The 12,445-nt window shown below is 23.8% G+C and carries 12 protein-coding genes and 1 pseudogene; 6 read left to right on the top strand and 7 right to left on the bottom strand.

Annotated elements, in window-relative coordinates:
- The first annotated feature begins 100 nt into the window (after positions 1-100).
- From T324_RS17085 to T324_RS0109095, 6 genes and pseudogenes are all read left to right on the top strand, one after another.
- Positions 101-1,379, top strand: a pseudogene (locus tag T324_RS17085) (hypothetical protein).
- Between the two features lie 86 nt (positions 1,380-1,465).
- Positions 1,466-1,639 carry a hypothetical protein gene (locus tag T324_RS18130; protein WP_169730110.1) on the top strand — a complete coding sequence of 58 codons (174 nt, stop codon included), beginning with the start codon at positions 1,466-1,468 and terminating at the stop codon, positions 1,637-1,639.
- A 22-nt stretch (positions 1,640-1,661) separates the two neighbouring features.
- Entirely contained in the window at positions 1,662-1,898 is a 237-nt protein-coding gene (locus T324_RS17080) for a Txe/YoeB family addiction module toxin (protein WP_245580672.1), read from the top strand.
- Positions 1,899-2,016: 118 nt separating this feature from the next.
- Positions 2,017-3,117 (top strand): hypothetical protein, encoded by a 1,101-nt coding sequence (locus T324_RS0109105; protein WP_028329967.1) that lies wholly within the window; start codon positions 2,017-2,019, stop codon positions 3,115-3,117.
- 21 nt (positions 3,118-3,138) lie between these two features.
- Entirely contained in the window at positions 3,139-3,861 is a 723-nt protein-coding gene (locus T324_RS17740) for an ankyrin repeat domain-containing protein (RefSeq protein ID WP_051436826.1), read from the top strand.
- Positions 3,862-3,970: 109 nt separating this feature from the next.
- Entirely contained in the window at positions 3,971-4,912 is a 942-nt protein-coding gene (locus tag T324_RS0109095) for an alpha/beta hydrolase (RefSeq protein ID WP_028329966.1), read from the top strand.
- A gap of 1 nt (position 4,913) precedes the next feature.
- Here the strand turns inward: T324_RS0109095 and T324_RS0109090 are convergent, their stop codons facing one another.
- From T324_RS0109090 to T324_RS0109055, 7 genes are all read right to left on the bottom strand, one after another.
- A complete protein-coding gene (locus T324_RS0109090; protein ID WP_028329965.1) occupies positions 4,914-6,113 on the bottom strand; it encodes a MalY/PatB family protein in 1,200 nt (399 codons plus the stop codon).
- 22 nt (positions 6,114-6,135) lie between these two features.
- Positions 6,136-7,728 (bottom strand): tetratricopeptide repeat protein, encoded by a 1,593-nt coding sequence (locus tag T324_RS0109085; protein WP_028329964.1) that lies wholly within the window; start codon positions 7,726-7,728, stop codon positions 6,136-6,138.
- 82 nt (positions 7,729-7,810) lie between these two features.
- Positions 7,811-8,584, bottom strand: a complete 774-nt coding sequence (locus T324_RS0109080) for an ankyrin repeat domain-containing protein (RefSeq protein ID WP_028329963.1) — start codon at positions 8,582-8,584, stop codon at positions 7,811-7,813.
- Between the two features lie 480 nt (positions 8,585-9,064).
- Positions 9,065-9,640 (bottom strand): ankyrin repeat domain-containing protein, encoded by a 576-nt coding sequence (locus tag T324_RS0109070; protein WP_028329962.1) that lies wholly within the window; start codon positions 9,638-9,640, stop codon positions 9,065-9,067.
- A 20-nt stretch (positions 9,641-9,660) separates the two neighbouring features.
- A complete protein-coding gene (locus tag T324_RS0109065; protein WP_028329961.1) occupies positions 9,661-10,368 on the bottom strand; it encodes an ABC transporter permease in 708 nt (235 codons plus the stop codon).
- 22 nt (positions 10,369-10,390) lie between these two features.
- Positions 10,391-11,407 carry an ABC transporter ATP-binding protein gene (locus tag T324_RS0109060; RefSeq protein WP_028329960.1) on the bottom strand — a complete coding sequence of 339 codons (1,017 nt, stop codon included), beginning with the start codon at positions 11,405-11,407 and terminating at the stop codon, positions 10,391-10,393.
- A 195-nt stretch (positions 11,408-11,602) separates the two neighbouring features.
- Positions 11,603-12,325, bottom strand: a complete 723-nt coding sequence (locus T324_RS0109055) for a HEAT repeat domain-containing protein (RefSeq protein WP_028329959.1) — start codon at positions 12,323-12,325, stop codon at positions 11,603-11,605.
- Positions 12,326-12,445: the final 120 nt, after the last annotated feature.

Genomic DNA, 12,445 nt, shown 5'->3' with positions numbered 1-12,445 from the left:
TATAACAATTAATAAGTGAGCCGAAGCCAGCTAGTGAGTTTACTCACTAGCTTATTATAGGCGTAGGCGAACATAACAATAATAGGAGAACATAGAAACAATGAAAAATTTAATAACTAAATTTATAGATAAAGATATAATAATTTTGCTGGCAGTAGTGATTTTAGTAGCTGCTGTCATAATAATTATTAATATACCTAAAAATAAGGCTAAGAAAAATCCTGTAAAATTTTATAAAAATAATTTTTTCATGCTTAAAGATAAAGTTAACAATATATATGTTTATGCTTATGAACACAAAAAAATGATGATTATAATGATTTATACTTGCCTAAAGATAATGTATTTCCATATCTAGGAAGAGTATATATAAATAATGATAATGGCTTTATTATAAATGATGTTTACTTTTCATCTGAAAGAATAGGAGTTAATAATTATTATGATAAAGATAATCCAATTTTAATTAATAAACACTCATCAGAGGGTAATAGATCTTATGGATATGAGCCTGAAACTTTTGCTGAAATAAAATTCAAGACAAAATTAGATGATACATCAAAATCAGAAATTGAGTATGTTATTGAGTTTAAGCCTTATGACAGTATCGTTGACTATGTTGGTGATAATATAAAAAAACTTTAAGAGAGCCTGTAAAAATAGAAGGAACTTTTGAAATTATAAGAGAAGATGAAGCAGAAATAATAAGACTGCATAATACAGACATATTGGGTTTGTATAATGACAAAAGTATTTTATTCAGTTCTGAGAGAATATTCTCTGGCAATGTATTTAATTTTGATTATCTTTTTATAAATGGAAAGGAAAAAATAAATTCATCTATTAATGGAGTTAGAGAGTTTTCAGATGAGTTTTTGAAAGATAAAATAAATGAAAATAAGGATATAGTTGAATCGTATGTAAAAGAGTCTAAAAACAGACATTGGAAATCATTAATGGATGAGAGTATATTAAATTATATTGATAATTATGATGATTATTATAATGAACTTAAAGAGTTTAAAAGTTTTAATATATTATACTATGATGATAAAACAATATCTTTATATAAAAGAGTTTCAAAGCTGGAAGATCTAAAACTTTCTGAAATAGATAATATGTTTATGACATTTGAGTTGGAAAGTCAAAAATTAATAAGCCCTTATCTTAAAGACTTAGTAAATGATCCTGAAGCATTATTAAAAAAATATAATACCCCTAGTGATTTTTATTCTAATATAGATAATTTAATTTTTGGTATAACTGACTCATTTATTATAGTAATGAAAGAAAAAGGATATGAAAAAATATTTATTGATTATAAGAATATCAAAGATTATATAAAAAAAGATCATTATTTGGCTTATTTATTTAATTAATTTATATTGTATAAATAATAATTAAAAATTTGATTTTGTTTTAATTATTATTTATACTATTAATGAGTAATTGTTAAGGAAGAATTATGACAGTAAAAGAAGAATTGATAAATATTATAGATAATATGCCAGAAGAAAATCTAACAAAAATTATTAATATGATAAAAGAACAGCAATATCTTGATGAAGCCATTAATATGGAAGCTAATGGAAAAGTTATAGTTAAGACTTTAGAAGAACTTGAAGAGTTTGAAAAATGAAAATAGTTTTTAATGAAAGAGCTTGGCAGGAATATATGTTCTGGTATCTAATGATAAATTGATTGTAAAGAAGATTAATGAACTTATTAAAGATATTATTAGAGATCCATATTCTGGTATAGGTAAGCCTGAAAAATTAAAATATGATAAAAAAGATATATATTCCAGACGAATTAATTTAGAGCATAGATTAGTTTATCATATAGAAAATGATAATTTAATCATCACTTCTTGCAAATACCATTACAATAAAGAATAAATTATATTAATTAATTTTATTTTCAGAAATTATTTTTATCACTTATTTTCAATAAAGTTTATAGGACTTATAACTTTTGTAGACTTGATACATTATAATAGCAAATGAGGTTTAATAGATGAAAAGTATATTATATAACGAATATTTTGTTTTGATTATTTCTATTATTATTTTAATTATTATTTTTAAATTATTAATGAAAAATAAATATCGTCCTTATTTTTATATAAAGGATATAATTTTTACCATACTTAAAGATAAGATTAATAATATATACATTTACTGCAATAAATTTGAAAATATTGATGAAGGTATTCATTATTTGTATACTGGTAAAATTTTTATAAATAATGCAGATTTTTTTGGTATTTATAAAATTGCAGGAAACAGCAGTAAAATAGAAATTTTTAATTATTATACTGAAGAAGAATTTATAAGCTTAAAAAGAAAAAATATTTCAGAGATAAATTTAAAAACTGAAAATCTTTCAAAGATTGAATATGTTATGGATATTAATTCCAAAAAAATAGAAGGAGTTTTTGAATTAATAGATGAACCTAAAATAAATATAAAAAAATTTAATATATACAAATTTGGATATTTAAAAAACTATGGAGAATTAAGCGTAATTCTTAGTTATTTATTTAATTTTTATTATGTATTTATAGATAATAAAGAAAAAATAAATTCTGATATTAACGGTGAATCTAGTTTTTCAAAAGATTTTCAGTATAAAAAAGAAAATGAGCTTTCAGATGAAATTAATTCATTTTTGAAAAAAAATTCTGTTTCTGAATTAAGAAAATATTTTATTCAAATTAAATATTTATATGCTTTTAATATATTATACTGTGATGAAAAAACTATTTGTATATATAAAAGACTTACTAAAATAGAAAACAGTAAAGAAATTATTATAAATAATGTTTCTCTTATTTATGATTTGAATAATCAAAAATTAGTTACTCCTTATTTGAAAGATTTAGTGAACGATACTGAAAAATTATTAAAAAAATATAATGCTCCAAATAATTTTTATAATGATATAAATAGTTTAATATTTCTTATTACTGATATTGGGGTTATAGTAATGAAAAATGATGGATATGAAAAAATATTGATTGATTATAATAATATAAAAGAGTATATAAATATTGATTATAATAATATAAAAGAGTATATAAATAAGGAGCATTATTTGGATTATTTATTTAATTGATTTTTAGTTTATAATAAATCAATGGTGAGTAATAGATTAAAAGCTATAATAAATATATTTGCAGTTATTATCATTGTTGCATCTGTCAATATTATTATTTATTCTTTTTCAATGATGATATTTTATAATAGAAATAGTTTATTTTATACTATTAATATCATAGCTTTATTACTTATACTAAACTCTGTAATATTTCTTTTAAAAAAGAATTATAAAGTATTTATTATACTGTTTGTTTTGATATTATCATTTAGTTTTGTATTTACTGCCAGCAATTATATTAAATATGTAAGTAAAGTGAAAAGAAATAAAATTGTAAAAAAAGATAAAGAAGTACATAATTCTTTAGATAGAGCATTAGCAAAAGATAGGTTTTTTAAAGCTGCTGAAAAAGGCGATATTGAAAGAATAAAGGAGTTGATGAGGTATGTTGATATTAATGATAAAGATGCTTATGGTATTAATGCTTTGATGCATGCTTTGATTTTTAATAATTTAGAATCTGCAGAATTTTTATTAGAAAATGGAGCCGATGTAAATTCAAGAGATTATCAATATCAAACACCTTTAATGTATGCAGCACAAAATGGCAATCTTGAAATTATAAAACTTTTAATTTCTAAAGGTGCGAATATTAATGCCAAAGATTATAGAGATAGAACAGCTTTAGATATGGCAAGATCAAAAGGCTATAATGATATTGTGAATATTTTAGAAAATGCTAAAAAATACATTAAAAAATAAAATTTAATTAAATATTAAATACATATTTTTAGTATTACTATAAAAATTGTTGACAGTAATTATTATTTATATTATATAATTAATATATAAAATAATAGGATCATAATAAATGGATGAGTTTTTTGAAGAATATGTTGATATAAATAACATAAAGCAGTATTTTATACATTACCCAAAGAAATCTAATACATCATTGATATTTCTTCATGGAGGACCTGGAGAAACCGAAAGTTATTTTTTATATAAAATGCATTCAAATACTCAGAATTATAATTTAATTTATTATGATCAAAGAGGTGCAGGAAAAACTCAAATAAAAAACAAATCATTACCGGATAGTATAACATTAGAAACGCTTATAAATGATTTGAAAGAAACTATTGATTATGTAAGAATTAAATATAATACTAAGCATATTATAATATTAGGGCATTCATGGGGTAGTGTTCTAGGAATGGAGTTTATAAAGAAATATAAAAATTATGTTTCTGCATATATAGGAATGGGACAGGTTGTGAGTTTTAGGGTAGGGGAGAAGATAGGTTTTGATTATTGTTTTGATATTGTTAAAAAAAGCGGAAATAAAAAATATATTGATAAATTAAATAAACTGCATGATTATCCATATTGTATAAATAAAGATAATGTTTTTAAGATGTTTAAAGATTTTAGAGAAGTTCAGGCAAAATATAAATTAGCCGGATACTATGAAGGTAATGATAAACTTTCAGCTATTATTCATAAAAGCCCTGTTTTTTCATTTAAAGATGTTTTTAATTCTACATTAAAATTGAATAAGAATATAATAAATTATTTGATAGACTATGATACAAGCAGTTTTAAAAACTTTGATATACCTATATTTTTTATATGCGGAGCTAATGATTGGCAGGTTCCTACTGTATTAGTAAAAAAATATTTTGAAACTATAACAGCACCGGATAAAGATTTATTTATTGTAGAAAATGCAGGACATCTTCTTAATATAGAAAATACAAAAGATTATAATATAATACTAGAAGGTATATGCAGCAGAGTAAGCGGTGAATGAATTATTTATAGCTTTTGTTTTTTAAATGCCAAACAGTTTGCTTTACAAAATGTTCTATATATTTAAAATCTGTTGCTATATTAACTCTTATAAAACCTTTAAAATTATCTCCAAACCACTCTCCAAAGTCTACAGCTATTTTACAGTCATCCTGTATAAACTCCTTCACTCTGTTTTTATTGATTATATTTCTTAAATCAAAAAACGGCAAATATGTTCCTTCAAGAGGGGAAGTTACTATTTCTGGTACTTCTTTTTTGAATTCATCTCTTATATATTCATAATTTCTTTTAATAACTTTTAATAAACCATCAAGCCAATCACTTCCATATCTATATCCTGCCTCAGCTGCTATCATACCCATTAAACTAAGCTCTGTTTTATTTATTGTATTTATGTATTTTGTATATGTATTTCTCATATCTTCATTTGGTATTATTATATGAGAGTTTAAAAGGCATGCTAAATTAAATGTTTTAGAAGGTGAAGTTAATACTATTAATCTGTCAATATATTTATCTTTATTTTTTATGGATAGGGCAGATAGAAAAGGTTTAATACCTAAATTAATATCCTGATGTATTTCATCAGAAACTATATAAACATTATGGCGTTTGCATATATCAAAAGTTTTATCTATTTCTTCATCAGTCCAAACTCTTCCTACAGGATTATGCGGATTGCAGAAAATAAAAAGTTTAGGTTTATTTTCTATAATCTTTTTTTCAAGCATATCAAAATCTATATAGAATATTCCATTATCATTTTTTAAATCAACAGTTATTAATTTTCTTTCATTATCTTTAACTGCATTTGAAAAAGGATAATAAACAGGCGTAAGTATTATTACACTATCATTTTTATTTGTAAAAGCATTTACAAGCCAATATAAAGCCGTAACCAAACCCGTAGAGAAGAAAATCCAATCTTCTTGTAAAAATATATTGTATCTGTTTTTCTGCCAATTAAAGAAAGCTTCAAAATAGCTGTCCCAAATAACTGTGTATCCAAATACTCCATGAGATACTCTTTCATGCAATGCATTTAATATTTCATCCGGAGCTTTAAATTCCATATCTGCTACCCACATAGGAGTAAGTCCTGAAGCATTAAATCTTTTATCTTTAATAGTTTCCCATTTTTCTGAATTTGTATTTTCTCTATTTACAGTATATTTACTGCAAAACTCTTCTACAGTCATAATTTCTCCAATTTATTTTTATTTAATTTGCAGTTTTTACAGCATCTTTATAACCTAACTTTACAGCTTCATCTAAATAATGTTTAGATTTTTCTGTGTATTCTTTCATTTTTTCTGCTGTAATGGTTGATAGTTTTGAATACTCTTCATAAACTAGTGATAAATAATAATAGCTTTCTGCAAGTACAGAAATAGATTTATTATTTTTTATTGAATTTAAAAAATTAAATTCTGATTCTTTTAAAAGTTTTACTTGTTTTTCTAATTTATATTTGTAAAGAGATGCTATACCATTGTTATTTAATAGATAAAAATTATTCTTTTCTATATTAAGTCCGTATTCAATATCTTTTTTAGCATTATTTAAACTTTTTATATCATTAGAAATTTGATAATCAATTAAATATAACCATCCTCTATTTATGTAGATAGATGTATTATTCTTATCTATATTTAAGGCTTTGTTGTAATTATCTAAAGACATATCAAAATATTTTTTATCATGTGTATTTTTGTATTTTTCATTATATAGATCTGAATATATAAGTAATGTACTTAAATCATCTGTATTATCATTATTTTCTATAACCTTATTATAGTCATTTAAAGCTAAATTAAAATATTCTTCATCTGAAGTATAATGATATTTTTTTGTATAAAGTACAGCCCTGTCTTTAAGAGCATCTGTATTATCTTCTTCTTGAAGTGTATTAATATTGATAATTTGATTATAGTCTTTTAAAGCAGAATCAAAATATTTGTTATCAGAAGTTTCTTGATACTTTTTGCTTTGAACCAATGCTCTGTTTTTTAGAACATGCACATTTTCATTATCTATATCTAGGATTTTTGTATACAAATTAATTGCTTTTTCATCATTTCCTGATTCTATTTCTCTTAATGCCATAATAGATAATTTTTTTATATCATTTTCTTCATTTATTTTATTTTTGTCTTTTTTTACAACATTCCAAAGGACATTATCTCCATTTTTATTGTATTTATAATAATTATTAAGAACAACCTTATCACCGTCATAATTTGTATTTATTATTTTATTATCATTGTTTTCTATAATATCATTTGAGTTTATATCATTAAATTCTTTTGATTTTGTATCTCCTTTTTTGTTGTTTTCTATTTCAATATTTTCTGTATTTCCTTCTGATGGTTCTAATTCTTTTCCTCTGAATAAAAATATGGAAGCTAAAATTGTTAATATAGTTCCTGCAAATATAATAATTAATGTTCTTGTATCTAAATTTAATAATGGATTGTTATTTATTATTGAATTGAAGTTATTAACATGAGGAGCTATATACTCATCATATTTTATATCCATAAGATAATCTAAATTCTTTTTTATATTATACCTGTTTAAAATATCATTTTTATTGCTTATCTGAAAGTTGCTTAATGTATAGGCAGAGTTACTATAAACATTTGTAATGTAATTATTATAATATGAACTATTTCTGTTATAAATCCAATAGCATATTCCTGCTACTATAGATATGAACAGCAATAAGATTAACATAATACTTTTTGATGAGGATTTTTCATTTGGGGCTTCATAATTTTCATCATTTTTTATAAAATTCTGCTCTTGTTCCATTAAAAAATCCCGATATTTGGTAGATTATTTATCGGATTGAAATTAATAAAAAAAATAAATTATGATAACTAAATAGAATTTTTTAAAAATTATTATTCTCGTAATATTCTGTAATCATATTAATAATTTTTTCATTATTAGTGTCATATGCATAATCTAAAACACTGTTTGAATTATTATCATATACATTAATATTAGGACTATGTTTAAGTAAAATATCAATTATATTAATATTCTCTCTAATAATAGCAAACATCAAAGCATTTTTTCCATCATTACTTTTTATATTTATATCAGCATAATTGTCAAGTAAAACATTGACAGCATCATCATATCCATTTATTACAGCCTGTATTAAGGCACTGTATCCCATATTATTTTGATGATCTATATCTATGCCTAAATCTATTATTTTTTTTATAATATTTATATTTTTAGAAAAACAAGCTTCTATCAAGATGTTATTTCCATCATTATTAATATTGTTAATATCAGCACCGTTTTTTAATAAAATATTAAAAATATTAAAATGTCCCTGAGATACTGCTGCCATAATAGCGTTATATCCAAAATTATTTGAAATATTAATATCAGCACCATTTTTTATGAGTAAATTCACTATATCTTCATGTCCATTGAATGAAGCAAGCATTAAAGGAGATATTTTATCGCTATCTAATATATTAACATCTATTCCATTTTTTAATAATTCTTTAACTCCCTCATAATTACCATTCTCTGAATATATAAAAAGTCTGTCTTCTTCTTTACTAATATCATATTTATTTGCTATATTATATTGTGTATATGATATACTACTTAATATTATAAATATGAAAATCAAATATTTTTCCATAACAATATCCGTAACAAATTTACAAACATATATAACAGATTATAAATAATTATGTTAAATATTTTTATAATTGACAAAGTACATATGTATAGTATAATAAAATTATGATGGTAAGAATATTTGAAATAATAATGTTTAGCCCAATATTAATAGCTCAAAGTTTAATAAGTTTATTATTATTTATTATTTATTATTCTTTATTACTTTATAAAAATAATAAAAATTTTTTTAATTAAATACTTTCATATAGACCGAAAACTATTGGATAAAGTTCATATTATTCTATTTGTATCTATAAATATATTAATTAGTGCTTATTTCTTTATTATGCTTTTATATGATATAAATACTTACGGAGTAGATTTAACGGCGTTTATAGATAAGGATAATCAAATATATCTTGGAACTGTGATATTTACTATTATTTTAATATTAGAAAGTATAATTATTTCTTTTATTTGTATTTTTAAAAATACAAAGTTATTTAGAAATAGTTTTTAAATAATCTACTGCTTCTTTTTGTTCTTTACGAATAGCGAATTCTAAAGCTCTTTCTCCATCTTTATTTTTATATTCTATATCCGCACCATTTTCTATTAATAATTTTATTGTTTCTATATCGTTTATTCCAGAGGCAAACATTAAAGGTGTTACTAACTTAAAGTTTTTAGCATTAACATCAGCTCCTGCTTGTATTAATGCTTTTATTATCTCATGTTCTTTTGTAAGTGAAGCATAAAGCAAAGCAGAAAATAAAGGTCTGTCTCTTAAATTTACATCAGCACCAGAGTCTATTAAATATTTTGCAATACGAACTTGTTTTTCAGCACAGGCAAACATTAATGCAGTAATACCTGTTTTACTTCTTGCATTAATATTTGCACCGCTTTCTACTAAAATTTTTGCTATATCAAAATACCCTTTTTTAGAACAAATCATTAATAATGTAAATCTTGAATTTTCATCCCTGCTGTCAGCCAAAGTGCTATCCTCTTCCAAACATTTTTTTACATTATCAAAATCATTATTTTGGGTATATTCTAGTATTTTATGCACTTATTATAAACCTTTATTTGTTACTGCCATTTATAAGATTCTACAAACATAGTTGAAATAGATATGCAAGCAACAGCCCAAATAAGAAAGAATATAACATTTTGTATATCTACCATACCTTTAGTAAAATCAGAAAAGTATGTTGTTATAGAAATGGCATTTAATAATTTACTTGCTCCTGTAAACATTTCGCTAAGCCAGTTTATTATGTAGGCAAATACTCCCATAGATACACCTAAAATAGCAGCTACTAATTGACTTTTAGATATGCTTGTAGCAATTAATCCAAGTCCAAGTATAGCAGTTCCAAGAAGGAATAAACCTAAATAACCGCTAAATATTACTCCTATATCAGGTTTTCCAAATATCATAAGAAGTATAGGATAAACAAATGTCATAACGAGAAGAGAAGCATATACTACTAATACAGATAAATACTTTCCTATAACATATTGTAATGAAGTTATAGGGGCAGTCATTATAAGCTCAAAAGTACCTGATGCTCTCTCTTCGGCTATTAATTTCATACAAAGAATTGAAAGAAATAATATTGTAAAGAAACCAATATTATACATTGTGTTTTCCATAACAGCTAATCTGCTATAATAAACCTCTATAGTAAAAAAATAGCCTGTTAATGCTAAATATATAAATCCTAATATATAGTATAAAGGCGATACATAAAAGGATTGAATCTCTCTTGAAAATATAACATATATGTTTCTCATTATTAACCTCTTTAATTGTTATTTATAAATCATTCTTTTCTTCAGTTACTTCTGTTTTATTATTTATAATATCATCTTTTATATATTTTGATTTATCAAAGTCTTCATTTTTCTTTTTATCAGTAAAGTAAATGAATACTTCTTCCAATGATCTCTCTTTAGCTCTTATCTCTAAAACATCAAAATTATTATTAACTAAATGTTTTACTATTGCTGCTCTTGAATCATTGCCTCTTTCACATTCTATTATAATATCACCATAAGAATTACTTTCTGCTTGTATAACCCCATTAACTTCTCTAACACATAGAAGTGCGTCTTCGTATCTGCTAGCTACTTTAAGTTCTATATTTCCTCCTAATATTTCTCTATCCATAGCCATTTTTAACCCTTCTATTGTGTCTTCAGCTATTAACTCTCCGCTGTCTATAATCAATGCTCTTTCGCAAGTATCTTCTACTTCGCTCAATATATGTGTAGAAAGTATAACAGTTCTTGTTCCGCCTAAACTTTTAATTAATGATCTTACTTCTATTAATTGATTAGGGTCAAGTCCGCTAGTAGGTTCATCTAGTATTAAAACATCCGGATCATGTATTATTGCTTGTGCTATTCCTGTACGCTGTTTATAACCTTTAGATAAATGACCTATTATTCTATTTCTATACTTAGTTAATCCTGTTATTTCTATTGTATTTTCTAATGCTGTTTTTACATGTTTAGTTGGTATTCCTTTTAATTTAGCACAAAACCTTAAATAATCTATAACAGTCATTTCTGTATATAAAGAAACATTTTCAGGCATATATCCTATTCTCTTTTTTATTTCTATAGGATTGTCATAAACCTCATAATCATCTAAATAAACATACCCACTAGTTGCAGGAAGATATCCAGTTATAATACGCATCATTGTGCTTTTTCCAGCACCATTTGGACCTAAAAATCCTACTACTTCACCTTTATTGATAGTATAGGAAACTCCTTTCAATGCCAAATGTTCACCATAATATTTAACTATATTATCAACTTTTATCATCAATAATCCTTAATTATCATTATAAAATTGGATAATACTATAACAAGGAATTTTAATTTTATCAAGTTATAGTATACACCTAATTGCTATATTATCGCAAAATAATAATTTTATATAAATAAAAAAAATGATAAAAATAAAAAAAAACCTATCAAATTAATGATAGGTTTTTTATTTTTAATTTTAATAATATTCTTATTGAGCAGCTGTATCAGTTTCAGTAGTAGTAGTTTCACCGCCTCCATTAGAAGAAGAAGGTTTAATATTTTTAATAGCATCAATTGCAGCTTGTCTAACAGCAATATAATATTGTTCATTTTGAGCTAAATCTATTAAATCACTTAAAGCAGCCTGATCGCCTATTTTACCTAAAGCTACAGCAACTTCATATACTATACCTTGAGTTTTAGCTAATCTTAATTGGTAAAGTAAAGGAGCTACACCTTGAACGCTTCCTATTTCACCTAATGCCTGAGCAGCAGCTATAATGTTAGAAGTTTCTTGTTCAGCATATAACATTTGAGAAATATATCTAACAGAATTTTCTGATTTAGCAGCTTTAGCAGCTTGTAAAGCTTGGTAACGAACCATAGAATCAGAATTTTGTGGAGAAGTGCTATCTAAACCATAACTTACATATCTATTAATTGCGTTTAATAAATTTTCAGAACTAGCACCCTTTTCACTTAAAGCTTTGAAACATAAAGCTTTTACTTGAGGACTACCGCTTTCTATAGCAGAGATCAAAAGTTTTTCATCTTGATTTGCTAAAGCATCTACAAAATTTTGAGAAAGCTCTTCTCTTGGTTTAGTACCTTGAGTAGTAGTTGTTGTTTCTGTAGTAGTAGTTTCTTGAGCAAAAACTGATGTTAAAGAAAATGCAAACATTAATGTTACAATAAATATTTTCTTGAGCATTATACAACCCCTTAATATATTAAGTTCTACTAATAATACTCTATTATTCAATAATTGCAAGTAAATTTATAAAATTTATATTTATTATAATCATAAATTTTTATTTACATTTATACAAAT

Source organism: Brachyspira alvinipulli ATCC 51933, assembly GCF_000518245.1.
GTDB classification, from domain to species: Bacteria; Spirochaetota; Brachyspiria; order Brachyspirales; family Brachyspiraceae; genus Brachyspira; species Brachyspira alvinipulli.
Note: the sequence above shows the minus strand (reverse complement) of the source record. Positions and strands in the feature narration are given on the sequence as shown.

Bases quoted from the DNA above. Each gene is read 5' to 3' on its own strand.
- T324_RS0109065 (WP_028329961.1), bottom strand. From the start codon at position 10,368: ATGAGAAACATATATGTTATATTTTCAAGAGAGATTCAATCCTTTTAT.
- T324_RS0109080 (WP_028329963.1), bottom strand. From the start codon at position 8,584: ATGGAAAAATATTTGATTTTCATATTTATAATATTAAGTAGTATATCA.
- T324_RS0109060 (WP_028329960.1), bottom strand. From the start codon at position 11,407: ATGATAAAAGTTGATAATATAGTTAAATATTATGGTGAACATTTGGCA.
- T324_RS18130 (WP_169730110.1), top strand. From the start codon at position 1,466: ATGACAGTAAAAGAAGAATTGATAAATATTATAGATAATATGCCAGAA.
- T324_RS0109090 (WP_028329965.1), bottom strand. From the start codon at position 6,113: ATGACTGTAGAAGAGTTTTGCAGTAAATATACTGTAAATAGAGAAAAT.
- T324_RS0109055 (WP_028329959.1), bottom strand. From the start codon at position 12,325: ATGCTCAAGAAAATATTTATTGTAACATTAATGTTTGCATTTTCTTTA.
- T324_RS0109085 (WP_028329964.1), bottom strand. From the start codon at position 7,728: ATGGAACAAGAGCAGAATTTTATAAAAAATGATGAAAATTATGAAGCC.
- T324_RS0109095 (WP_028329966.1), top strand. From the start codon at position 3,971: ATGGATGAGTTTTTTGAAGAATATGTTGATATAAATAACATAAAGCAG.
- T324_RS0109105 (WP_028329967.1), top strand. From the start codon at position 2,017: ATGAAAAGTATATTATATAACGAATATTTTGTTTTGATTATTTCTATT.
- T324_RS17740 (WP_051436826.1), top strand. From the start codon at position 3,139: ATGGTGAGTAATAGATTAAAAGCTATAATAAATATATTTGCAGTTATT.